Source organism: Comamonas sp. GB3 AK4-5, from assembly GCF_041320665.1.
In the GTDB taxonomy this organism is placed as follows: domain Bacteria; phylum Pseudomonadota; class Gammaproteobacteria; order Burkholderiales; family Burkholderiaceae_C; genus Comamonas.
In genome coordinates this window covers 3221665-3243534 of record NZ_CP166730.1, presented here as the reverse complement: position 1 = coordinate 3243534, position 21870 = coordinate 3221665, and the positions used below count along the sequence as shown (strand labels likewise).

Annotated in this window: 22 protein-coding genes and 1 pseudogene; 9 read left to right on the top strand and 14 right to left on the bottom strand. The window is 62.5% G+C overall.

Annotated features, from left to right (window positions below; genetic code table 11):
* Positions 1-347: 347 nt before the first annotated feature.
* Positions 348-536 (bottom strand): hypothetical protein, encoded by a 189-nt coding sequence (locus ACA027_RS14660; RefSeq protein ID WP_370678944.1) that lies wholly within the window; start codon positions 534-536, stop codon positions 348-350.
* A gap of 1208 nt (positions 537-1744) precedes the next feature.
* On the opposite strand from ACA027_RS14660, the gene ACA027_RS14655 reads away from it, so the two are divergent.
* Positions 1745-2305: a DUF1003 domain-containing protein gene (locus ACA027_RS14655; protein WP_370678943.1), complete on the top strand. Its 561-nt coding sequence runs from the start codon at positions 1745-1747 to the stop codon at positions 2303-2305.
* A pseudogene (locus ACA027_RS14650) lies at positions 2299-2469 on the top strand (aldo/keto reductase); the annotation flags it as partial. The gene ACA027_RS14655 and the pseudogene ACA027_RS14650, both read left to right, overlap by 7 nt.
* A gap of 76 nt (positions 2470-2545) precedes the next feature.
* Here ACA027_RS14650 and ACA027_RS14645 read toward each other — a convergent pair.
* Entirely contained in the window at positions 2546-2713 is a 168-nt protein-coding gene (locus ACA027_RS14645; RefSeq protein WP_370678942.1) for a DUF3149 domain-containing protein, read from the bottom strand.
* A gap of 202 nt (positions 2714-2915) precedes the next feature.
* On the opposite strand from ACA027_RS14645, the gene ACA027_RS14640 reads away from it, so the two are divergent.
* Positions 2916-3395: a DUF2721 domain-containing protein gene (locus tag ACA027_RS14640; protein ID WP_370678941.1), complete on the top strand. Its 480-nt coding sequence runs from the start codon at positions 2916-2918 to the stop codon at positions 3393-3395.
* A gap of 89 nt (positions 3396-3484) precedes the next feature.
* Here the strand turns inward: ACA027_RS14640 and ACA027_RS14635 are convergent, their stop codons facing one another.
* Positions 3485-4402, bottom strand: a complete 918-nt coding sequence (locus ACA027_RS14635; RefSeq protein WP_370678940.1) for an HTH-type transcriptional regulator ArgP — start codon at positions 4400-4402, stop codon at positions 3485-3487.
* Positions 4403-4474: 72 nt separating this feature from the next.
* Between ACA027_RS14635 and ACA027_RS14630 the strand changes: the two genes are divergently transcribed.
* A complete protein-coding gene (locus ACA027_RS14630; protein WP_370678939.1) occupies positions 4475-5119 on the top strand; it encodes a LysE/ArgO family amino acid transporter in 645 nt (214 codons plus the stop codon).
* 230 nt (positions 5120-5349) lie between these two features.
* Here the strand turns inward: ACA027_RS14630 and ACA027_RS14625 are convergent, their stop codons facing one another.
* Entirely contained in the window at positions 5350-5667 is a 318-nt protein-coding gene (locus tag ACA027_RS14625; RefSeq protein WP_370678938.1) for a hypothetical protein, read from the bottom strand.
* Positions 5668-5993: 326 nt separating this feature from the next.
* Entirely contained in the window at positions 5994-6779 is a 786-nt protein-coding gene (locus ACA027_RS14620) for a MetQ/NlpA family ABC transporter substrate-binding protein (protein ID WP_370678937.1), read from the bottom strand.
* A 177-nt stretch (positions 6780-6956) separates the two neighbouring features.
* Here ACA027_RS14620 and ACA027_RS14615 point away from each other — a divergent pair, with 177 nt between their 5' ends.
* Positions 6957-7181: a DUF3820 family protein gene (locus tag ACA027_RS14615; RefSeq protein WP_370678936.1), complete on the top strand. Its 225-nt coding sequence runs from the start codon at positions 6957-6959 to the stop codon at positions 7179-7181.
* A 199-nt stretch (positions 7182-7380) separates the two neighbouring features.
* Here the strand turns inward: ACA027_RS14615 and ACA027_RS14610 are convergent, their stop codons facing one another.
* Both ACA027_RS14610 and ACA027_RS14605 read right to left on the bottom strand, forming a co-directional pair.
* On the bottom strand, positions 7381-7878 hold the full coding sequence (locus tag ACA027_RS14610; RefSeq protein WP_370678935.1) for an ABC transporter substrate-binding protein: 498 nt from the start codon (positions 7876-7878) through the stop codon (positions 7381-7383).
* A gap of 391 nt (positions 7879-8269) precedes the next feature.
* Entirely contained in the window at positions 8270-8827 is a 558-nt protein-coding gene (locus tag ACA027_RS14605; RefSeq protein WP_370678934.1) for an NADPH-dependent FMN reductase, read from the bottom strand.
* Positions 8828-9144: 317 nt separating this feature from the next.
* Here ACA027_RS14605 and ACA027_RS14600 point away from each other — a divergent pair, with 317 nt between their 5' ends.
* Both ACA027_RS14600 and ACA027_RS14595 read left to right on the top strand, forming a co-directional pair.
* Entirely contained in the window at positions 9145-10161 is a 1017-nt protein-coding gene (locus ACA027_RS14600) for a BMP family ABC transporter substrate-binding protein (protein WP_370678933.1), read from the top strand.
* 59 nt (positions 10162-10220) lie between these two features.
* A complete protein-coding gene (locus tag ACA027_RS14595) occupies positions 10221-10937 on the top strand; it encodes a phosphoribosyltransferase (RefSeq protein ID WP_370678932.1) in 717 nt (238 codons plus the stop codon).
* A 350-nt stretch (positions 10938-11287) separates the two neighbouring features.
* Here the strand turns inward: ACA027_RS14595 and ACA027_RS14590 are convergent.
* From ACA027_RS14590 to mfd, 5 genes are all read right to left on the bottom strand, one after another.
* Positions 11288-12080, bottom strand: a protein-coding gene (locus ACA027_RS14590) for an IS5 family transposase (RefSeq protein WP_370678786.1) whose coding sequence is annotated in 2 segments (ribosomal slippage) — positions 11288-11822 and positions 11821-12080 — 795 coding nt in all. Because the reading frame shifts where the segments join, the coding sequence is not laid out codon by codon here.
* A gap of 41 nt (positions 12081-12121) precedes the next feature.
* Complete coding sequence (gene serB, locus ACA027_RS14585) at positions 12122-12835, bottom strand: phosphoserine phosphatase SerB (RefSeq protein WP_370678931.1); 714 nt, start codon at positions 12833-12835, stop codon at positions 12122-12124.
* A 121-nt stretch (positions 12836-12956) separates the two neighbouring features.
* On the bottom strand, positions 12957-13688 hold the full coding sequence (locus ACA027_RS14580; protein ID WP_370678930.1) for an alpha/beta fold hydrolase: 732 nt from the start codon (positions 13686-13688) through the stop codon (positions 12957-12959).
* Positions 13689-13734: 46 nt separating this feature from the next.
* On the bottom strand, positions 13735-14406 hold the full coding sequence (locus ACA027_RS14575; protein ID WP_370678929.1) for a hypothetical protein: 672 nt from the start codon (positions 14404-14406) through the stop codon (positions 13735-13737).
* 32 nt (positions 14407-14438) lie between these two features.
* Positions 14439-17930 carry a transcription-repair coupling factor gene (gene mfd, locus ACA027_RS14570; RefSeq protein ID WP_370678928.1) on the bottom strand — a complete coding sequence of 1164 codons (3492 nt, stop codon included), beginning with the start codon at positions 17928-17930 and terminating at the stop codon, positions 14439-14441.
* A gap of 87 nt (positions 17931-18017) precedes the next feature.
* On the opposite strand from mfd, the gene ACA027_RS14565 reads away from it, so the two are divergent.
* Complete coding sequence (locus ACA027_RS14565) at positions 18018-18845, top strand: 2-C-methyl-D-erythritol 4-phosphate cytidylyltransferase (protein ID WP_370678927.1); 828 nt, start codon at positions 18018-18020, stop codon at positions 18843-18845.
* 50 nt (positions 18846-18895) lie between these two features.
* Complete coding sequence (ispF, locus tag ACA027_RS14560; RefSeq protein WP_370678926.1) at positions 18896-19378, top strand: 2-C-methyl-D-erythritol 2,4-cyclodiphosphate synthase; 483 nt, start codon at positions 18896-18898, stop codon at positions 19376-19378.
* 85 nt (positions 19379-19463) lie between these two features.
* Here the strand turns inward: ispF and ACA027_RS14555 are convergent, their stop codons facing one another.
* Complete coding sequence (locus tag ACA027_RS14555) at positions 19464-20990, bottom strand: ATP-binding protein (RefSeq protein WP_370678925.1); 1527 nt, start codon at positions 20988-20990, stop codon at positions 19464-19466.
* A 96-nt stretch (positions 20991-21086) separates the two neighbouring features.
* On the bottom strand, positions 21087-21818 hold the full coding sequence (gene ompR / locus ACA027_RS14550; RefSeq protein WP_370678924.1) for a two-component system response regulator OmpR: 732 nt from the start codon (positions 21816-21818) through the stop codon (positions 21087-21089).
* Positions 21819-21870 lie beyond the last annotated feature (52 nt).

Here is a 21870-nt window from a genome sequence, read left to right as displayed (position 1 = left end):
GTTGGCTGCATGCCTTGCGCTGCGTGCTGGGTGGGGCTCCAGAAAAAAAGCTCGCATGGCGTGGGCCGGACTGGTTGAAATAAAAGAGCTACTATCAAGTGGCAATAGTGGCTCAGTGGTTTATTTGACCCAAAATGAGTGCTTAATTAAGCGTCACGATTTATCATGTACTCATCCTCTAGGATTGCTATTTCCTCTTTGGTTAGAGATTTTTTGGCTGGCCTTTGAGGGAGTGGTTCTATTTTTGAACCGTGGGGAAAAATGCTTTTAACTGCAGCATAAATTTTTGCCCATGGGGTGAGTGGAAGTACAAACATATCTACCCCTATCTTGCTCTTTGGATGCCTTTAGCGCTTTGGCGCTGCATCTTTTCGGTGAGAAGCCGCTTGATCTTTATTCGGTTGAATGTAATTTTTGTTTTTTGGATCATCTGGCGTGCGGTGATAGTCGTCGCGATGTATGGCGTGGCTATCGACATCTGGTAGATTATCGCTTCGGCTTTGAATATTGTGAATTGTTTTCTCTGTGAGTTTCATGTGGACCTCCGGTCCTTGTTGTCAATTAGGGTTAACTGACTGATCCACAATACTCCAATTTATGGGGGAAAACCGTTTGCATGAAAATATTTACGATATATATAGACCGTGGCGGCTTAATGGTATTGAAAATTAAGGGCATAAGGGCATAAGGGCATAAGGGCATAAGGGCATAAGGGCATAAGGGCATAAGGGCATAAGGGCATAAGGGCATAAGGGCATAAGGGCATAAGGGCATAAGGGCATAAGGGCAGGCAGAAGTCTGTGTCCAAGCCCCTGGCCGGTCTGGCTGGCGCTTGCCATGCGTGTGCATCTCCAAGGGACTTGATGCGCTTGCGCAGCGTTCCGCAGGCAGGCAGGGCGCGCCTTATGCCCTTCAGGGATAGCTTGTTGGTGCGTCCTCATACCTGGGTATGGTGCACTCCGTAGGCGTCCTGGTCTGCGATGCTCAGCCTCCTCATCTCACGATCGTGATCGTGGCCACTAGTGGGGCGAGGATTCAAAAGCTCAGCAAGACCATTGCTGACCTCAATGGACCCGGATCCGCTACGGCGGCTTCTTGTTTTTTGAGACTGTCCTCCTAAGAAAAAACCGGTGTCCGTGGGCGTACCTGTGGAAGAAGATCCAGGGAGTGAGGTGTCCCAGGCTCGGATGGAAATCAAGCCCTAGCACCCCGGTGCAAGGTGCTCCGGCTTTTTTAGCAAGCGCACAATCCAAAAAGCCCGCAATCGCGGGCTGTTTGTTGTTTGGCTGAATGAATTTCAAGCAGGTCTAAAGCGAAGAGCTTGGTTACTTGTTGTGCTCGACAGGCTTTTGAGCAGGTTGTCCTTGATTCGGAGTCTTGGGGGAAGACTGTTCAGCTTGGCCAGGCTTTTTGCCTGGGGCTTGGCTTGGTTGGCCGGGTTGGGTGTTTTGAGTCATTTGACTACTCCTTAGCCGTTTGCAGCGAATCGAGATGAATGCTGCGTCTTCACTGTGAGGTAATAGTTATAACCATGCTGTAGCAATATGTTGCAGATAGCGATCCGTCGAACCGCCGCATTCTGGTTTATTTCGGCGAGGAGGGGATTCCTTGGCACTGCGAAAATGCAAGCGCATAGAGTATTTGCAAGTCACGCACATGGTGGCTGCGGATTGCCAGCGATAGGTTGAGCCTGGCAGACGCAGGTGGAAAGCTCGCTTTATGGATCATGCACCAAGGAGGTTCTATGCCCAAGAAAAAATCTGCTGTAGATAGGGGACTTGAGACCCCCTTCGATGCCTTGGACGAAAGAATGCTCAAGGTGGCGCAGCATATTGCTGGAAGAAAGCATATCTCGCGCAATGTTGCGCAGGAGCTCGAGCTGCCTCCGTCCAGTTTGGGGGGGCGCGCAGCGGATGCGGTTGCCACATTTGGCGGGTCTTGGATATTTGTTGCCCTGTTTGGAGCAACGATGTTGGCCTGGGTAGGGCTCAACACACTGCTTCTTTCTGCACGAGGATCTACGTTTGATCCATATCCCTATATTCTTCTGAATCTGTTTTTGTCCATGCTGGCCGCCATTCAGGCGCCCATTATTCTGATGTCCCAGAATCGACAGTCAGACAAGGATCGTATCCGAAGCGAGCATGACTATGAAGTGAACCTTAAGGCGGAGCTTGAAATCATGCTGCTTCACGAAAAAATAGATCAGTTGCAGCAAACACAGTGGAGCGAGCTCATTGTGATTCAGCGTGAACAGTTGCAGCTACTTCGCCAACTTGCGGGGGGGCCGATGCTAGGGCGCTGATCGCCGCGCCGCGCACGCGGGCGCAGTGGCAGGACTATCTGCCCGCGCTGGAGATCGCGATCACACCCGAGGAAGAGGTCATGGTGGCTGCCTTGGTGGCGCCGGGCCATCCGTCCACCCCGGGCTATACCGATCCGGTCTATCCCCTGCTGCCGCGCCGCTGAGTCAGGGGGGATGGGGTGCAAAAAAGCCCGCAGGCAGCGGGCTTGAGTGCAACAACGAGCCGAGCTGGTCTTCTGGTTATTTGGGTGTGGTGGGCTGTGCGGTTGGGTCGTGCGCGGTGGGGCCGGATTTGATCTTCCCCAGGAAGAGGATGGTGAAGTACACGGCCATGATCAGGATGATAACGATCACGGCAAGACTCATCAGGCCGTAGTCTGTGGAGAAAAGGTCAACCAGCATCTTCATAGTAAAAGCCTTTCTGAATCGAGGGGATGGCAGCACTATCGCCGCGCGTGTGCGGGGCCGGTTTGAGCCACGTCAACACTGCGCGGGGCGTGCTTTGTGCTGGCGCAAGCTGTGAAGGTTTCTTGCCCATTTCGCCGGCGCAGGGCAGTGCAGGCACAAAGCGGTGACAATGCGTAGCTTCACTCGCATTCGCCCTACTTGTATGAGCGTCGTCATCGATATGGCTACCGCCACCCACAGCGTGCAACTGGCTGTGGCCCCCGTGTTTTTGTTGACGGCCGTGGCCGGCATGATTGGTGCTGTAGCGGGGCGCCTGGCACGCATCATCGACCGTGCGCGCGTGGTGGAGGACATGGTGCGGGGCAGCCAGGAGGCGCAGACCATCGAACGCGGGCTGACCGAGCTGCTGTATCTGCGCCGGCGCGGGCGTATTGCCAATGTCAGCATCGGCTTGCTGACGTTGTGCGGCTTTTTGATCGGCCTGACCATCGTCTTTTTGTTTATGGGCCAGGCTTGGGGGGTGGAGGAGCAGCTGTTTGCCGTGATCAGCTTTTTGCTGGGCGTGCTGACCTTTCTGGCCGCGCTGGGCTGTTTTCTGTGGGAGACGGTGCTGGCCACTCAGCTGCTGAATTTCCATGTGCTGGAGATGCATTGCAGCGCACATCCTCCGGCCAAGTCCTGAGCCTGGAGCACCTGCTCTTTTGATAGCTGCCACAGCGCATCAGCGCTGCTTGTACGACTATTTTTATCGGTGGCAACGCCGCAGCGGCATCAGTCGGTCGACGCCGGCATGGGGTCCAGCCAGTTGCGCGCTGCGTTGATCATGCACTGGGTCAACCGTTCCAGCCCGGCCTGGGCATTGCGGGCATGGGCCCAGTACAGGTCCACCACCATATCGCTGCCGGGGCACAGCTCGACCAGGGTGCCGGCATCCAGATAGCGCTGTATCAGCACCGTGGGCTGCATGCTCCAGCCTACGCTTGCCTCGCAGGCACGCACAAAAGCATGGGCCGAAGGTAGCCAATGGCGCGGCGAGGCCGTGCGTGAGGCCAGGCCTTGCTGCTGCAGCCATTTATCCTGCATGCCATCCTTGCGGCCATAGGCCAGCATGGGGGCTACGGCCATGGCTTCCTTGGTGAGTCCATCGGGAAAGTGGCGGGCAATGAATTCCGGGCTGGCGGCCGCCACATAGCGCATGCGGCCCAGGGGCCAGGTGTTGCAGCCGGTGATGTGGTTGGATGAAGCGGTGATGGCTGCCATCACTTCGCCTTCCTTGATGCGTTTGGCCGTGTGGTCCTGGTCGTCGATGCTGATGTCCAGCAGCTCGTTGCCGTCGCGCGTGAAGGCGGCCATGGCATCCACAAACCAGCTGTTGAGCGAGTCGGCATTCACGGCCAGCTTCAGCGTGGGGCGGGGCACCTGGCCTTCGGGTACCAGCTCGGGATTGTGGCGGCGCAGCTCGTTTTCCAGCAGGGCGACTTGCTCCACATGCAACACCAGGCGCCGGCCGGCCTCGGTGCCCGAGCAGGGCTGGCCGCGCAGCACCAGCACCTGGCCCACGCGTTCTTCCAGCTGCTTGACGCGCTGTGAAATGGCAGAGGGGGTCACATGCAGCTTGCGTGCGGCACGGTCAAAGCTGCCCTCGCGCAGCACGGCGGCCAGGGCCTCGAGTCCAGCGTAGTCCAGCATTTAGATTAATTTAAGATTGTTCAGATAGTTTAATTTTACTAATTTGTGCCAGCCTTGGACAATCAAGGGGTTATGGCACACAGCAACCTCTTCACTGCATGGCTGGCCGGCTTTACGGTCTGTCTCTCACTCATTGTTTCCATTGGCGCACAAAACTTGTATGTGTTGCGCCAGGCGGTACAGGAGCGGCATGTCCGCGCCTGCGTGGTGTGGTGTGTGCTCAGTGATGCGCTGCTGATCGGCATGGGTGTGGCTGGCATGGCGCAGCTCTTGGATCGGCACCCGGATTGGGCCTATGTCCTGGGCCTGGGCGGTGTGGTCTTTATGCTGGTCTACGGCCTGATGGCACTGCGGCGGGCCGTCTGGGCCAGCGCATCGACCGGAATGGGTGCTGCCGGCCATGGGGGGCGCAGCCTGTGGCGGGTGGTGGGCACGCTGGTCGTCATCACCTTGTTCAACCCCCATGTCTATCTGGACACGGTGCTGCTGGTGGGCACCATAGGCGCACGCCAGGAGGGAGAGCTGAAATGGGTCTTCGTGGCCGGTGCCGCCAGTGCCAGCGTGGTCTGGTTCACCAGCCTGATGGCCTTGGGTCGGAGGCTGAAGCACTGGTTTGCCCAGCCCCGGGCCTGGCGCCTGCTCGATGGCCTGACGGCCGCGATGATGTTGGGCCTGGCGCTGTGGGTGTGGCAGGGGCTGGATAGCGGCCTCGCCTGAATAGTGAGCCGCTGCTTGCAGCGGCAAGCTGTGGGCGATGCGGTCGCTGGCAGGGCGGCTTGAAAGCGGAGGCTTGCGAGCCAGAGATGCTATGTATCTGCTGCAGCCTGTGGAACTGGCGATTTCTTTGCGGGAGGCGGCCGGCCGGCAAGGGCCTGTGCAGGCAGCGCCGCTGTCCCTGCAAAGGCCGACGTCCCCATGGGGGACGGCACCGCAGGCGATTCAAGGACTCAGTCGAGCCTGGCCAGCACTTCCAGCAGGCCCCATTGGTTGGCCATGATCTGGTAGATGCCTTCCTGGCCGGTCTTGCCGCTTTTGCCCTGGATGTAGACCACATTGCCGGTCGCCTTGGCGTGGGAGATGGGCAGGATCTTGTCGTAGCCGAACTTCTCTGCGATGTCGCCCCGGAAGTTGATGGTGTGCTTGCCCAGCTCTTCACCGTGTTTTTTCTCAAACACTTCCAGGGTCTTGGGGCGGGTCACTTCGTTCTGGCCTTCCATGATGGCTTTGTCCAGAGAAGGTGTGGCGGGAGCTTCGGTGTGGCTCATGGGTGGTGCAGTATCTGGTTGGTAATCCCGGTGTCACGGTGGTGCGCACCGGGTGTGCATGCAAGTAGCGCAGCATCATGCCAGCCAGTGTCTGTACGCGAAACAGGGCGGACCGCCTACTGACAATGGAGTTGATCTGCGCTAAATGCGCGCATCAGGCGTGCATTACAGCGGGCTTTGTCGACCGCCACCATGGGCAGTGCGACCAGCGTGCGCAAAGAGCGACGACCGGGCAGGGCAGACCGGACTGTGGCGGGCTGCAGGCATGAAAAAGGCGCCGACTGGCGGCGCCTTGGGATATCTTGGAAGAGGTGCAGGACAGGCGATCAGAAGGCCGGCACCACGGCGCCCTTGTACTTTTCCTGGATGAACTGCTTCACCTCAGTGCTGTGCAGGGCCTTGATCAGCTTGGCGATGTTGGGATCGTTGGCGCGGTCCTTGCGGGCGACGACGATGTTGGTGTAGGGCGAATCGGCGCCTTCGATGAACAGCGCATCCTTGGTGGGATTGAGCTTGGCTTCAATGGCGTAGTTGGTGTTGATCAGCGCCAGATCCACATCGGCCAGGGCGCGGGGCAGCAAGGGAGCTTCCAGTTCCTTGAACTTCAGCTTCTTCGGGTTCTTGGCCACGTCCAGCGCCGTTGCGGTCAGGCTGTTCGGGTCCTTCAGTGTGATCAGCCCTTGCTTGGCCAGCAGCAGCAGCGCGCGGCCACCGTTGGAGGGGTCATTCGGAATGGCGACGGTGGCGCCATCCTTCAGATCCTTGATGTTCTTGATTTTTTGCGAGTAGGCGCCAAAGGGCTCCACATGGATTTTGCCGTTGGGCACCATCACCAAGGAGCTCTTGCGGTCCTTGTTGTAGCTGTCCAGATAGGGCTGGTGCTGGAAGAAGTTGGCGTCCAACTGCTTGTCTTCCACGGCGGCATTGGGCTGCACGTAGTCGCTGAATTCCTTGATCTGCAGGTCCACGCCGTCGGCCTTGAGCTTGGGCTTGACGAAGTTCAGGAGCTCGGCGTGCGGCACAGCGGTGGCGGCGACCTTGAGCACATCGGCAGCCTGGGCGGACAGAGCCAGGGCGGCGATGGCTACGGCGGTAAATGTCTTCTTCAACATGATGGTCTGCGTTCCTTAGCGAGGGGACAATCGGCGATGGGGCCGGCATGAATACGCCTGTGGGGAGCAGGCGCTGGCTGTCGGCTAGTCTAGTACGTCTGCTGTCCTCGAACAGCAGGTTTTCAATTTTGGTTATAAAAAACGTGGTTTTTATGCAATATCGAACCGAAGGCATCCATGCAGCCTGAAGACTTGCAGGCGCTGGTGCAGACGCGCATGCCTTTTGGCAAGCACAAGGACATGCTGCTGGCCGATTTGCCAGGCAATTACCTGGCCTGGTTTGCCCGCAAAGGATTCCCGCCTGGCCGGCTGGGACAGTTGCTGGCGCTCATGCATGAGCTGGACCACAACGGCCTGGCCGAGCTGCTGCAGCCTTTGCGACAGCGTGGCCCCAGGGCGTAGCTACAGCCTTTGCAGCATGCAACTCCCTCGCTTGGCCAGCAGCAGGGCGCGGCCGGTGTGGGCCGGATCGTTGGGGTGAGGGTGTGGTGCCGGTCTGGAGACCGCCCAGCTTGCTGGTCTTGCGGCACCCCAACAAAAACGCCCCGCAGCGTGGGCATGCGGGGCGAAGGGGTTGTCCGCCCGTAGGCGGATGACAGGCTTATTTGGATGCTGCGTGGGCGGCTGCCGCCTTGGCCTTGGCTGCGTCCAGCTGCTTTTGCAGCTCGGCCGCTTCGGCTTCAGCGGCCTTGGCTTCAGCAGCTGCCTTGGTCTTGGCTTCGGCATCCTTGTCGGCAGGGCTGTTCATGGCACCGGCAATGGCGCTGCCGGCCATGGTGCCAGCGACGGCGCCCACGGCGGCTCCGGCCATGGTGCCCATCATGCCGGAGGAGCGGGCCGGCGCTGCCGCAGTGGCGGGAGCGGCAGCGGGTGCTGCGGCAGCAGCAGGTGTGGTGGCCGCAGGAGTGGGTGTGCTGGGCTTGGCAGCTGCCGCAGGTGTAGCCGGTGCCGCTGCAGGCTTGGCGGGGGCCGAGCCAATGCTGGCAGGGCGCACGCTCTTGCCGCCGCCCATGCGCTTGGCCTGGGCCAGGGAGGGGACGGACAGTGCTGCAATGGCCAGGGCGATCACGGAAGCGGTGGAACGGAACGAGGTCTTCACAAAGAAATCCAATCAAAGTGGTCCATGCAGGGCAGATGGCGATGCCAGGCTGCCGGGCCAGTGCGTGTTTGCACGGGCCTGGGTGTATGCAGGGTGGAGGAGGTGGTCCCAGGCGGTCAGCGTTGAGGCTGCCATTGGGACGAGGCGATGACGGCGCGAGGAGTGAGACGTTATGGGGCCGCTGTTGTCATTCTAAATGTATCCAGGTGCACAAACAGCGCGGTTGTGGTGGTGCACGAAATACCCTGAAGCGCTAGGTGTATCTACATAGGCAGCTATGGTTTTGATGGCGCGGGCCATTGCTGCGCTCTGGCATGGTGTCCGGGCGAAAAAAACCGCCCGGCATGCGGGCGGTTAACTTGGAGCAGGGGTGTCGCGGTTGGTATGGGGTTCAACGTGGCTGGTGCAGCTTCACCCAGGCCAGGAACTTTTCCATGTACTTGTTCAGAAATTCTTTGCTGGCGCTGCCCACCTGGCCATTGGCGTCCACCAGGCCTTCGGTCCAGCGGATAAAGCCCTCGGGCTGCTGCATGGTGGGCATGTCGGCAAACACAAACACATTGCGCAGGTGCTGCTGGGCCATGCTGGTGGCGGGGCCGCCGGGCGAGGTGCCGATGATGGCCGCAGGAATGCCGCCCCATGCCGACTGGCCATAGGGACGGCTGCCGCCGTCGATGGCGTTCTTGAGCACCGCAGGCACGGAGCGGTTGTGCTCGGGCGTCACAAACAGCAAACCGCTGCAGCCGCGCACCTTGGCCTTGAACTCTTCAAAAGGCTGTGCGGCGGGCGTGCCATCGAAGTCGCGGTTGTACAGCGGCAGCTGGGCAATATCGAGAAACACAAAGTCGGCTCGGTCTTTGGCCAGGTTCACCAGGCCTTGCGCAAGTTGCTTGTTGATGGATTGCTTGCTGTTGCTGCCGACGATCACGCCAATTTTCAATGTGCTCATGGAGAAACCTTGGATGAGTGAGAGGTGAAAAGACCGTAGCCAGTCTAGCGAGTGGGGGTGGCAAGCGGTGTCGGACAGTTCCTAAGGTGCAGTTTGGACGGCCTGCTGCGCAAGTGGCGAGCATGGGGGACGCTAAAAAGATGCTGGTTTTTGAAAAAACAGATACCTTTTATCTGCAAAATCGAATACTGGAAAAATCCCCGAAGCGTTGCCGCCAGCGCTTCGGGCTTGTTGCATCTCCCGTATTTCAGTTCTCTATGCGCCCCATTCGCTCTATTTTTGGCCCCACGGCAGTTGCCCTGGGATATGTTGCCGCCATGGCATCGGCCCACGCTGCAGACCCCGTCAAGGTGGGCTTTATGTACATAGGCCCCGCGGGCGGTGCCGGCTGGTCGCATGCCCATGAGCTGGCCCGCCAGGAAGTGCAAAAGAAGTTCGGCAACAAGGTGGAAACCATTTTTGTCGAGAACGTGGCCGAAAACGATGCCGAGCGCGTGACCCGTGACCTGGCAGCACAAGGCGCCAAGGTGATTTTTGGTGGCGCCTTCCCCTTCATGAACGGCATGCACCGCGTGGCGCGTGACTTCCCCAAGGTGGCGTTTGAGCATGCCACCGGCTTCAAGGGTGCGCCCAATCTGGGCCTGTACGACATCCGCACCTATGAAGGCGCTTGCCTGAACGGCACCATCGCCGGCCACATGACCAAGACCAACACCATTGGTGTGGTGGCCCCGGTGCCCATTCCCGAGATCGTGCGCAACATCAATGCCTTCACGCTGTGCGCACGCGCCGTCAATCCCAAGGTGCAAACCCGCCTGCTGTGGGTCAACACCTTCTACGATCCACCCAAGGAGTCGGAAGCCGCCAAGACCCTGATCAATCAGGGCGCAGACGTGCTGATGCAAAACACCGACTCCCCCGCGCCGCTGCAAGTGGCCAAGGAGCGTGGCGCTTACGGTTTTGGCTGGGACACCGACATGAGCCAGTGGGGCGGTGCCCAGCAGCTGGCCGCGGCCCGCCTGGACTGGAGCGGCTACTACAGCAAGGTGGTGGGTGAGGTACTGGCCGGCACCTGGAAGCCGGACAATGTGTGGCTGGGCATGAAGGATGGCGCCATCCATTACGACCACTTCAGCGCCAAGCTGCCCGCCAATGTGCGAAAGGCCGTGGAGCAGCGCGGCAAGGACATTGCCTCGGGCAAGCAGCCCGTGTTTGCCGGCACCGTGCGTGACCAAAGCGGCAAGGTGCGCATCAGCGGAGCCGAGCTGCCCGATGCCGACAAGCTGCAGATGAACTGGCTGGTGGAAGGCGTGGTCGGCAATCTGCCGCGCTGACCTCTGCTGTGGTGCATCGGCCTGGTGCACCACATCCTTTGTTTTCTTTTGCCCCGATCATGAGTCTCTCTTCTCAAGACCCGCTGCCGTCCTATGCGGCGCACTGGCGTTCGGCCGCAGCGTCGCGTGCGCTGCCGGGCGCAGGCCCGGTTTTTTTCCGCAGCTACACCGTGCCACTGTTCGATGGCAGCACGCTGGAGCTGCCGCTGCGCGTGCTGCCCACGGGCGACAAGGCGATTGCGCTGCTGATGTCCAACCAGACCAGCTTCACTGTGGAAGATGCGCTGGCGCCGCTGATGACGCAGGCCGCTGCCAGCCTGCAGCCCGAGGTGATTGCCGCCGTACCCACCATGGGCCTGGACTATGCGCGCCTGGTGGCGCGTGGCCTGGGCATGGCCGATTACGTGGCCCTGGGCCATTCGCGCAAGTTCTGGTATGACGAGGATTTGAGCGAAGCTGCCACCTCGGGCACCAGTACCAAGGGCAAGCGCGTCTACCTGGACCCGGCCCTGGTCGAGCGTGTACGTGGCAAGCGTGTGGTGCTGGTAGACGATGTGATCAACACCGGCGTCAGCGCGCTGTCGGCCATACGCCTTTTGGAGCGCGCAGGTGCCCAGGTGGTGGGCCTGACCGTGGTGCTGAGCGAAGGCCACCAATGGCGCAAGGTGCTGGCCGAACTGGGTCCGCAATGGCAAGCGCGCGTGAAGGCGCTGGGCCATATACCCATGTTTGAGGCTGCGGATGGCGGCTGGAAGCCCATGGCCGACACGCTCTGAGCACTGCCTCTTCAATCAAAAAGGCTGGTCGCTTATGCGGCCAGCCTTTTTTCATGTGGGAGCTTGGTGCTTAGAGCGTGTTTACGATCTCTACGCAGACGCGTTGGAGCGCAATCGGGATGAGTTCGAGACGATGGGGCGCAGCTTGCACTCGTGTGCAAGCAAGAACCAGCGCGAAGAAGTCGCCCGATTTCGCTTCAATCCGAAGGACCAGTGCCTTTGCGGGCGGTCTACTGCGTTGCGAATCCTCGCAATAGCGCGGCTATTGCTGCGGTATCGCGCCTTGTATCCCATCCCGCAAAGACACTGGTACGCCGCGAGGAGATCGTAAACACGCTCTAAGAGCGTGTTCAAAGTCTCCTGAGCAAGAGCCCCAAGAACGCCAGATGGACGAACTGCAAGCTGGTGTTGAGCCAACGCTCGCAGTTTTTCCATAACCTTCTGTTCTTCTCCAGCCAGGCGAAGCTGCGCTCCACTACCCAGCGCTTGGGCATGACCTTAAAGCTGTGCATCTCGCTCCTCTTGGCGATTTGCACCGTCACGTGCTCGCCCAGAATCTCTTGTACGCCCTGCGCAAAGGGCTGGCCCACGTAGCCGCTGTCGCACAGCACGCCTTGCACTCGCCCCAACGTCCGCTTACAGCGCTGCAGGGCCTGCAGGGCACCTTTGCGGTCCGTTACCTCGGCCGTGGTCACCGCAATGGCATGTGGCAGCCCCTGCGTGTCCACCGCAATGTGGCGCTTGATCCCACAGACCTTCTTGCCCGCGTCATAGCCCTTCAGCCCCGCCGTGTCCGTGTTCTTCACGCTCTGCGCGTCCACAATCAAGAACGCGCTGCATGCGTTGCGCCCCAGTTTCTCGCGGGCCGCGCCAACCTGATTTTTTTAAAGCCTGCTCCAGCAGGCTGCCTTCCTCGCGGGGCTCGCTCCAGATCGCCCAGTACGAATGCACCGTGCGCCACTTGGGAAAGTCGCTGGGCAGCGCTCGCCACTGGCAGCCCGTGCGCAGCAGATACAGCACGGCGCAGAACACCTCGTAAAGCTCCACCTTGCGTGGGGCCGTCCTTTTGCGCGCACTCTCCAGCATTGGCCGGATCACTTCGAACTGCTCGCGCTTGATATCGCTGGGGTAGCCTTTTCTCATCCTGCGAGCTTCTCACATCTGGCGAGACTTTGAACACGTTCTTAGTGCAGCACTTCCAGCAGCCGGTCCAGGCCGCCCTGGTTGATGCAGACTTTGGCCTCGGCCCGCACGCGCGGCTTGGCGTGGTAGGCCACGGACAGGCCGGCCGCCTGCATCATGGGGATGTCGTTGCTGCCATCGCCCACGGCAATGCACTGGGCGGGCTCAATGCCCAGCAGCGAAGCCACTTCCAGCAGGGTGCGGCGTTTTTCGGCACCGTCGCAGATATCGCCCCAGGGCTGTTCCACCAGGCCGCCGGTGAGCACGCCGCCCTCCATCTCCAGCACATTGGCGCGCACAAAATCGATGCCCAGCAGGCCGCGCACATGTTCGGCAAAGTAGGTAAAACCGCCCGAGACCAGCAGCACCTTCAGGCCTGCAGCCTGTGCGGCCTGCACCAGCGCTTTGGCGCCGGGTGACAGCTGCAGGCGTTCCTGCACCACGCGGGCCATATCGGCCTCGGTCACACCGGCGAGCTTGCCTACGCGCTGGCGCAGGCTGTCCTTGAAGTCGGTGATTTCACCGCGCATGGTGGCTTCGGTGATGGCGGCCACCTCGGCCTTTTTGCCCGTGGCGTCGGCAATCTCATCGATGCACTCGATGGTGATCAGCGTCGAGTCCATATCAAACGCAATCAGCCGGTAGTCGCTGAGCTTTTGCGGTGCGGTGGTGTTCTGTAGGGTCAGGCCGGGGGCAAATTCGGTAGCAGCGCTCATGGGAAACAGGGCAGGTGAATGCGGGAATGGGAGGGGCGTTCGGTGCGTGGCAAGCATGTGAGGCATGGCCGTACCAGACGCCATTATCCCCTGCCGCCCGCCTGGCCGAGGTGGGCGGGCCTCAGCCTTGATGGGGCTGGGGCGCGGTGGCCTGGTGCAGCAGTTGGGTGATGCGCTGTTGCAGCGCTGCTGCCTGCTCGGGTTGCTGCTGCAGCCACAGGTGCAGGCGGTGGTCGGCGCCGGGCAGGCGCACGATATCCAGGCTGGCCGCAGCGCGGGCGCTGTCGGCATAGAGCTGCTGCACGGCAGGTGGTATGACCTGCTCATGTTCGCCCCAGACCAGCAGCACCTGGCCGCGAAAGTGGCGCAGCGCGACAAAGGCGGGCGAGGCCGCAAAGTCGGTGCTGGTGCGCAGCGTGTGCTGGAAAGCCGGGCCGAAGGGCAGGTCTTCCGCCGCGCTGACATAGGCCGCAGGGCAGTAGAGGATGAGGGTGCGCGGCTGCAGCATATCCAGCAGGCTGCAGGCCGTGTGGCCCCCCATGCTGGAGGCGATCAGCGCATCGGGCCGTTGCAGGCCCAGGGCCGTGACCACGCTGCGGGCCTGGGCCAGTCTGTCGTTCAGGCTGGAGCCCTGCAGGCTGCCGCCGGTGGCACCGTGGCCGATATGGTCGAAGGCGGCGCTGCTCCAGCCGGCTGCGGCCAGCGGTGCGAGCAGATAGTCCATGCGGCGGTGGTCGGTCTGGCCACCACCATGCAGTGACAGCAGGCGCGGTGGTTGTCGAGGGTGTTGGCTCAGCACGCTGCCTTGGAGCAGAGCCGAGCCATGCGCGACGGCCAAAGCACTGCGCAGCACGGAGCCCCCATCTTTGATAGTGTCTGTAGCTGATGGGGCCTGCATCTCAGCGGGTTTTTCCATAAAGGTATAAATTGTCGGACCAGGTGGCCAGCCACTGCGGGCGGTAGGCTACGCAGATGGCACAGGCCATGCCGGTGACCACGGCGTCGCCCCAGGCCATCAGCCAGCGGGCAATCGTGGACAGGTCTTCGTTGACGCCGGGTAGCTGGTGGCCCATGGCGGCCGAGAGCATGCTGGCCGCAAACAGGCTGAGCACGGTGCCGACAAAGCCTCGTCCAAAGATGTAGACAAACACCCGGGTACCCAGCCGCCGGCGCAGCAGCCCACCCCACAACAGGCCCAGCGTGGCGGGCAGCATGCCATGCCAGACCACCAGGCGCAGCGCCTCGGCCGCATCCAGTCCGGGCGAAAGAAGCCAGGCGATGGCGCCCACCAGGGCCAGCGTGGGCATGGCCAGGGGCCATCCCAGCATCAGCATCACCAGGCAGGCACCGGACCATTGCAGCTGCAGCGGCATTTTGTGCAGCGTGGGCAGAGCCCACAGCCAGGGCAGTACCACCAGGATGAAGAGCAGCGGCGTCCACAACGGAGAGGCCAGGCGCGGGGCATCGCGCCCGGGCAGTTGGCGATCGCCCAACAGCCGCCAGGGGCGCATGGCTGCAGCCATGCCCAGGGCGATCAGGGCCACCACGGTTTCCAGAACGGCTTCGAGCATGTGGCGTTTCTCGGTAGTTGCTGCTGCGGACCCTAGGCTGCAGCGCTGGCCTCGGCGCGCAGCGGCTGGCCCAGGCTTTTGAGTACATCGCGCACCAGCTGGGCGCGGGCCTTGGGGTCTTCCAGCGTACGCTCTATGCGCAGCTTGTCGTTGCCCGCCAGCTTGATGTGCTTGTTCTTCTGGATCAGGTGAATGATCTGCATGGGGTCAATCGGCGGGTTGGGCTTGAAGGTGATGCTGATCACGCCGGGCGCCGCATCCACCTTGAGCACGCCATAGGGCTCGGAGAGCACACGCAGGCGGTGGGTGTCGATGAGGGTCTGGGCCTGGGCGGGCAGCTTGCCGAAGCGGTCGACGATTTCTTCGAGCAGATTGTCGATCTGCTCGGTGGTCTTGGCCGTGGCCAGCTTTTTGTAGAAGGACAGGCGCAGGTGCACATCACCGCAGTAGTCGTTGGGCAGCAAGGCAGGGGCGTGCAGATTGATGTCGGTGGAGGCGGACAGCGGGCTCAGCAGATCGGGCTCCTTGCCATTTTTCAGGCTGCGCACGGCCTCGGCCAGCATTTCGTTATAGAGCTGAAAGCCGATCTCCATCATGTTGCCGCTCTGGTTTTCTCCCAGCACCTCACCGGCGCCGCGGATTTCCAGGTCATGCATGGCCAGGTAAAAGCCGCTGCCCAGCTCTTCCATTTGCTGGATGGCTTCCAGGCGCTGCTGGGCCTGTTTGGTCAGGCTGTCCAGATCCGGCACCATCAGATAGGCATAGGCCTGGTGGTGGCTGCGGCCCACACGGCCGCGCAGCTGGTGCAGCTGGGCCAGGCCGAATTTGTCGGCCCGGCTCATCACAATGGTGTTGGCTGTGGGCACGTCGATGCCGGTCTCGATGATGGTGGAGCACAGCAAGATGTTGAAGCGCTGGGCCACGAAGTCGCGCATCACGCGCTCCAGCTCGCGCTCGGGCATCTGGCCGTGGGCCACGGCAATGCGCGCCTCGGGCAGGATTTCTTCCAGCTTCTGGCGGCGGTTTTCAATGGTCTCCACCTCGTTGTGCAGAAAGTAGACCTGGCCGCCGCGCTTCAATTCGCGCAGCACGGCCTCGCGGATCACGCCATTGCTTTCGCTGCGCACAAAGGTCTTGATGGCCAGGCGGCGTTGGGGCGCGGTGGCAATCACCGACAGGTCGCGCAGGCCCTCCAGGGCCATGCCCATGGTGCGGGGAATGGGGGTGGCGGTGAGGGTGAGCACATCGACCTCGGCGCGGAAGGCCTTCATGGCCTCTTTGTGGCGCACGCCGAAGCGGTGTTCCTCATCGATGATGAGCAGGCCCAGGTTCTTGAACTGGGTCTTCTCGGACAGCAGCTTGTGCGTGCCCACCACGATGTCCACCGAGCCGTCTTCAATGCCCTTGAGTGCGGCATTGATTTCCTTGGTGGAACGAAAGCGGCTCATCTCCGCCACCTTGACCGGCCATTTGGAGAAGCGGTCCACCAGGGTCTGGTAATGCTGCTCGGCCAGCAGCGTGGTGGGCGCTAGAAACGCCACCTGCTTGCCACCCATGGCGGCCACAAAGGCGGCGCGCAGGGCCACCTCGGTCTTGCCAAAGCCCACATCGCCGCAGACCAGGCGGTCCATGGGCTGGGGGCTGATCATGTCGTGCACCACGGCGTGGATGGCCGCGTTCTGGTCGGCGGTCTCTTCAAAACCGAAGTCCTGCGAAAACTGCTCGTAGTCCTGGGCGCTGTAGCGGAAGGCATGGCCCTGGCGCGCGGCGCGGCGGGCGTAGATGTTGAGCAGCTCGGCGGCCGCATCGCGCACCTGCTCGGCGGCCTTGCGCTTGGCCTTTTCCCACTGGCCGCTGCCCAGGCTGTGCAGGGGGGCGGATTCGGGTGTCACGCCGGTATAGCGGCTGATCAGCTGCAGCTGGCTGACGGGCACATAGAGCACGGCGTCCTTGGCGTATTCCAGGTGCAAAAACTCCTGCAGCGCGGGCGTGCCGTCGGGGTTCTGCTGGCCTACGTCCATATTCACCAGGCCTTGGTAGCGGCCAATGCCGTGCTGGCTGTGCACCACGGGGTCGCCCACCTTGAGCTCGGACAGGTCCTTGATCAGCGCGTCGACATCGCTGACCTGTTCCTGCTTTTTGCGCCGGCGCGTGCTGCCGGTGGTCTCGAACAGCTCGGTCTCGGTGACGAAGTCAATGCCTTCCTCCACCCAGGCAAAGCCCTGGGCCAGGTTGGAGGTGGCAATGCCCAGGCCCTCGCCTGCATCGCCCTGGAATTCGGCCAGGGAGTCGAAGGCGGGCGGGTTGACGCCCGAAGCGCGCAGAAAATCCAGCAGGCTTTCGCGGCGGCCATCGCTTTCGGCCAGCACCAGCACGCGGCGGGCGGCCTGGGCAATATGGGCTTGCAAGCGGGCCAGTGGTTCTTCGGCGCCGCGCACCACGGCCAGCGGTGGCAACTGCTGGAAGACGGCGCTGTCGGCCACATCGTCCACGCCGGAGCGCAGGGCCAGCTGCGGATAGGGCTTGGCCGTGGTGTAGAACTGCTCGGCATTCAAAAACAGGATTTCCGGCGGCAGGGCCGGGCGGTCGGGGTCGCCCTGCACCAGGCGGTAGCGCTCGCGGGTGTCTGCCCAGAAGCGCTGGAAAGCCGGCTCCAGATCGCCATGCAGCACCAGGGTGGCGTCTTCGCCCAGATAGTCGAAGACGGTGGCGGTCTCGTCAAAAAACAGCGGCAGGTAGTACTCGATGCCGGCCGTGGCGATGGCCTGCCCCATGTCCTTGTAGATGCGGCTGCGCGTGGGGTCACCCTCCAGCAGCTCGCGCCAGCGGTGGCGGAACTTGGCACGCGCGTCCTCGTCCATGGGGAATTCGCGCCCGGGCAGCAGGCGCACCTCGGGCACGGGGTAGAGGCTGCGCTGGCTGTCGGGGTCAAAGGTGCGGATGGAGTCGATCTCGTCGTCGAACAAATCCACGCGGTAGGGCACGGGCGAGCCCATGGGGAAGAGGTCGATCAGCCCGCCGCGCACCGCGTACTCGCCGTGGCTCACCACCTGAGAGACATGCTGGTAGCCGGCCAGGGTCAGCTGGGCCTTGAGCTTGGCCTCATCCAGCTTCTGGCCTTGCTTGAAGTGAAAGGTGTAGCCGGCCAGAAAGGAGGGCGGTGCCAACCGGTACAAGGCCGTGGTGGCCGGCACCAGCACCACATCGGCACCGCTTTCGTGGTCGCGGCTGCGGATGCGCCACAGCGTGGCCAGGCGCTCGCTGATCAGGTCCTGGTGGGGCGAGAAGGTGTCGTAGGGCAGGGTTTCCCAGTCGGGAAACAGGGCGCAGCGCAGCTCGGGTGCGAAGAACGCCATCTCGTCGATCAGCCGCTGGGCATCTCCTGCATCAGCGGTGACGATGGCCGTAATGCGGCCCGCTGCCCGTTCCCGTTGGGCCAGACGGGCCAGCTGCAGTGCATCGGCACTGCCTACGGGGCGGGGAAGGGTGAAGCGTTTACCGGGCGAGAGAGAAGGCAGTTGCATGAGGGAAAAAGGGCAGTGCGCGCGCAGGGCGCCGTTCGCCGAGAGATTAAGTCCGCGACAGGGGATCCCGATTCTAGAATGCCGGCCATGACTGACTTGCTTGTCCCTTCCTCTGTCCCCCATCCGCCCCATGGCCTTCCTGGACGCTTTTGGGGGCTGGTGCCTTGCGCGGGCATGGGATTGCGGGCGATTGCCCCGGGCAGCCCGGCCCCTGAGCTGCCCAAACAATACCAATTGGTGGCGGGCCAGCCCATGGTGCTGCACACGCTGGCGGCCTTTGCCGGCACGGCCGGGCTGGCTGGCACGCTGGTGGCCGTGGCCCCTGGCGATGTTTTTTTGCAGAACCACCCGGTGCCTGGTTGTGTGGTCGTGCCCTGTGGCGGCGCTACCCGCGCGGACACGGTGCAGGGCGGGCTCAAGGCCTTGCTGGCCCAGGGGGCAGCCCAGCATGACTGGGTGCTGGTGCATGATGCGGCGCGCTGCCTGATCACGCCGCAGCAGATTCGTACGCTGATCGATGCCTGCCAAGGTGATGCCGTGGGCGGTCTGTTGGCGCACAAGCTGCCGGACACGCTCAAGACCGCCGTCACCGGGCCTTCAGGCGTGCGTGTGGCGGCCACGGTGGACCGCAGCGACAAATGGCTGGCGCAGACGCCGCAGATGTTCCGCATCGGTCCGCTGCTGGATGCACTGGGCCGTACCGGCTCGGCGGTGACCGACGAGGCCAGCGCCATGGAAGCCATGGGGCTGCGCCCCAAACTGGTGCCCGGTGGGGCGCAAAATTTCAAGGTGACCTACCCGGATGACTTTGCCCTGGCGACGGCGGTGCTGTCGCAGCGCAAGCTGGGCGCCACCACGGAGCGCTTCCAGGGCCGGCGCGAACCGCCGCCAGCCCAGGGCAATCCGTTTTTTTGAATCAACCTTGTTTTTGGCAGTTGGCGCTACAGCCATCTGCGGAGAGTGCTATGAATTTTCGTATTGGAGAAGGCTGGGACACCCATGCCCTGGTGCCGGGCCGCAAGCTCATCATCGGTGGGGTGGACATTCCCCACGTGACCGGACTGCTGGGGCATTCGGATGCCGATGTGCTGCTGCATGCCATCACCGACGCCCTGCTGGGCGGCGCCGCACTGGGCGATATTGGCCGGCATTTCCCGGACACCGACCCCGAGTTCAAGGGTGCGGATTCGGTGCGTTTGCTGACCGAGGCAGCCCGCCGTGTGCGTGAAAAGGGCTGGGAGATCGGCAATGTGGACAGCACCGTGGTGGCCCAGGCGCCCAAGCTGGCGCCGCATATTCCGGCCATGCGCGAGCGCATTGCCCAGGCCCTGGGTGTGGAGCTGGACCAGGTGAATGTGAAGGCCAAGACGGCCGAGAAATTGGGGCCGGTGGGCCAGTTGCAGGCCATGGAGGCGCGTGCCGCGGCCTTGCTGTACCGCAAGGCCTGAGCGGGCTCAGGGAATGCGGGCGACTGTGATGCCCCGCATTCCCTGTTGGCTTTTGGGGGCGCAGCGCAGCCGCTGGCGCGCTGCCTCAGTCGTCCAGCAGGTCTTCCTGCAGGCTGCGGTCTGTGCTGTGGTTGCGCGGTGGCAGTTGGCGCTTGATCAGCGGGCGTTGCAGGCGCTGCGGCGCATCGGCCTCCGAGGCATGGACGGCGCATTGCAGCTGCACATGGGCCGCCAGGCCGCCGCCCTGGGCGTTGGACAGCGATAGCGCGCCACCCATGCGCTGCACGGTTTTGTCCACGATGGACAGGCCCAGGCCCGCGCCTGCGGCCGCGGTACGGGCGGAGTCGCCGCGGAAAAACGGCTGGATCAGCGCGGACAGCTGCTCGGGCGGTACGCCGGTGCCGTGGTCGCGCAGGCGTATGACCACCCAGTCCTCGCGCCGCTTGAGGGTGATGTCCACCAAGGTGGTGTCGGTGTCGGGCGTCTTGCCGTAGCGGCGGGCGTTTTCCAGCAGGTTGGAGATGACACGGGCCAGCTCCACCTCATCGGCCAGCACATACACGTCTTCGGGGACGGCCATATTGATCTGCAGCTCGCGGTGGTCCTGCACGGCATAGACGCAGGACGACACCACGGCATGCAGATTCACGGTGGACAGCGTCACATGGTCGGGTCGGGCGTAGTCGAGGAATTTGTCGATGGTGGCGTCGAGCTGCACGATGTCGGCCACCATGTGGTCGCGTGCCACATCGTCGGTGACGCTCATCTCGGTTTCCAGTCGCAGGCGGGCCAGCGGCGTGCGCAGGTCGTGCGAGATACCGGCCAGCATCACGGCGCGTTCCTGCTCGAGCTTGGCCAACTTCTGGGCCATGCGGTTGAAGCCGATGTTGACCTCGCGGATTTCGCTGGTCACGGCCTGCTCGTCGAGCTGGCTGGCCTCGAAATCGCCATCGCGCACACGGTTGGCCGCGTCGCTGAGCTGCTTGAGCGGCTGGTTGATGAGTCGGGCAATCACGGCCGCGCCGGCCAGCGACAGAATGCCGGCGGTGATCAGCCACACCAGCCAGGTGCGGCCGCCGGCCGGGCTGAAGCGCGAGCGGTCCATCAGCAGCCAGTTGCGGTCGCCATTGATGGAAAAGCCCACCCACAGGCCTGGCTCGCCGTTGACGCTGCGCGCCACGATGGTGCCCGAGCCCAGGCGATGGGTCAGCTCCTCGGTGAGGCGCAGACTCAGGGGCGTGTGGTCCATGGCCTCGTATTTGTCGCCAGGCTCGCGCGGCAGAATGCGCACGCCTTCCTGATCGGCCATGGTCTTGATCAGCGAGACACGGTTGATGGCGTCGGAATGCACCAGGGCGGCGCGGCTGAGGTTGACCAGCGAGGCCACCTGTTGCGCGGTGTGCAGGGTGCGGGGTTCGAACTCGAAGGCCCGCAGCGTCTGCAGCCAGGCCAGGATGCAGCCGACGAGCAGCAGGGCCAGCAGAAAAAAAGTGCGCCAGAACAGATTCAGCCCCATGCGCGAGCGCGCAGGTCCTGCAGGGGGGCGGTGTTCCGTGCTGCCGGCTGCCACAGAGGCGCTGGCGGAAGGGGGGCTGGCGGAATAAGCACGCATGGTCAGAAAGCCTTCGTCGGGCCGTGGCGATACCTGCCACCGCGGGGTGCGCGGTGGCAGGCAATCAGCATCGGACAACGGCCTATCTTACTGGGCTCAATTCGCACCATCTGGTACGAAGACGTAACCTACGCCCCAGACTGTCTGGATGTAGCGCGGCGCTGCAGCATCTTCTTCAATCAACTTGCGCAGACGCGACACCTGCACGTCCAGGCTGCGGTCAAAGGGCTCGAACTCGCGGCCACGGGCCAGCAAGGCCAGCTTTTCACGCGACAGCGGCTGGCGCGGGTGGCGCACCAAGGCCTTGAGCATGGCGAACTCGCCCGTGGTCAGGGCCAGCTCCTCGCCATTCTTTTGCAGCACACGGGTGCCCAGGTCGAAGGTGAAGGGGCCGAAATTGACCACTTCGTTGTCGCCCGAAGGGGCGCCAGGGGCTTCGACCGGCGGGCGGCGGCGCAGCACGGCGTGGATGCGGGCCAGCAGTTCGCGGGGGTTGAAGGGCTTGCCGAGGTAGTCGTCGGCGCCGACTTCCAGACCGACGATGCGGTCCACATCCTCGCCCTTGGCGGTCAGCATGATGATGGGCGTGCGATCGTTGGCAGAGCGCAGGCGGCGACAGATGGACAGGCCATCCTCGCCCGGCATCATCAGGTCGAGCACGATCAGATCCACCGTCTCGCGCAGCAAGATGCGGTTCAGCGCCTTGCCGTCTTCGGCAATCATGATCTCGAAGCCTTCTTGCGTGAGATAGCGGCGCAGCAGATCACGGATGCGGGCATCGTCATCCACCACCAAGATCTTGTCGGTACGGTTGTTCGTTGAGGCCATGGGTATCCCTAGTCCTAGTCCAATTTGTAACAGAGCCAATTTTGACCATCTT

What these genes read in the sequence shown, in the direction of transcription:
- ACA027_RS14660 (WP_370678944.1), bottom strand. Translation starts at nt 536, where the DNA reads ATGAAACTCACAGAGAAAACAATTCACAATATTCAAAGCCGAAGCGAT.
- ACA027_RS14655 (WP_370678943.1), top strand. Translation starts at nt 1,745, where the DNA reads ATGCCCAAGAAAAAATCTGCTGTAGATAGGGGACTTGAGACCCCCTTC.
- ACA027_RS14645 (WP_370678942.1), bottom strand. Translation starts at nt 2,713, where the DNA reads ATGAAGATGCTGGTTGACCTTTTCTCCACAGACTACGGCCTGATGAGT.
- ACA027_RS14640 (WP_370678941.1), top strand. Translation starts at nt 2,916, where the DNA reads ATGAGCGTCGTCATCGATATGGCTACCGCCACCCACAGCGTGCAACTG.
- ACA027_RS14635 (WP_370678940.1), bottom strand. Translation starts at nt 4,402, where the DNA reads ATGCTGGACTACGCTGGACTCGAGGCCCTGGCCGCCGTGCTGCGCGAG.
- ACA027_RS14630 (WP_370678939.1), top strand. Translation starts at nt 4,475, where the DNA reads ATGGCACACAGCAACCTCTTCACTGCATGGCTGGCCGGCTTTACGGTC.
- ACA027_RS14625 (WP_370678938.1), bottom strand. Translation starts at nt 5,667, where the DNA reads ATGAGCCACACCGAAGCTCCCGCCACACCTTCTCTGGACAAAGCCATC.
- ACA027_RS14620 (WP_370678937.1), bottom strand. Translation starts at nt 6,779, where the DNA reads ATGTTGAAGAAGACATTTACCGCCGTAGCCATCGCCGCCCTGGCTCTG.
- ACA027_RS14615 (WP_370678936.1), top strand. Translation starts at nt 6,957, where the DNA reads ATGCAGCCTGAAGACTTGCAGGCGCTGGTGCAGACGCGCATGCCTTTT.
- ACA027_RS14605 (WP_370678934.1), bottom strand. Translation starts at nt 8,827, where the DNA reads ATGAGCACATTGAAAATTGGCGTGATCGTCGGCAGCAACAGCAAGCAA.
- ACA027_RS14600 (WP_370678933.1), top strand. Translation starts at nt 9,145, where the DNA reads ATGGCATCGGCCCACGCTGCAGACCCCGTCAAGGTGGGCTTTATGTAC.
- ACA027_RS14595 (WP_370678932.1), top strand. Translation starts at nt 10,221, where the DNA reads ATGAGTCTCTCTTCTCAAGACCCGCTGCCGTCCTATGCGGCGCACTGG.
- serB (WP_370678931.1), bottom strand. Translation starts at nt 12,835, where the DNA reads ATGAGCGCTGCTACCGAATTTGCCCCCGGCCTGACCCTACAGAACACC.
- ACA027_RS14575 (WP_370678929.1), bottom strand. Translation starts at nt 14,406, where the DNA reads ATGCTCGAAGCCGTTCTGGAAACCGTGGTGGCCCTGATCGCCCTGGGC.
- mfd (WP_370678928.1), bottom strand. Translation starts at nt 17,930, where the DNA reads ATGCAACTGCCTTCTCTCTCGCCCGGTAAACGCTTCACCCTTCCCCGC.
- ACA027_RS14565 (WP_370678927.1), top strand. Translation starts at nt 18,018, where the DNA reads ATGACTGACTTGCTTGTCCCTTCCTCTGTCCCCCATCCGCCCCATGGC.
- ispF (WP_370678926.1), top strand. Translation starts at nt 18,896, where the DNA reads ATGAATTTTCGTATTGGAGAAGGCTGGGACACCCATGCCCTGGTGCCG.
- ACA027_RS14555 (WP_370678925.1), bottom strand. Translation starts at nt 20,990, where the DNA reads ATGCGTGCTTATTCCGCCAGCCCCCCTTCCGCCAGCGCCTCTGTGGCA.
- ompR (WP_370678924.1), bottom strand. Translation starts at nt 21,818, where the DNA reads ATGGCCTCAACGAACAACCGTACCGACAAGATCTTGGTGGTGGATGAC.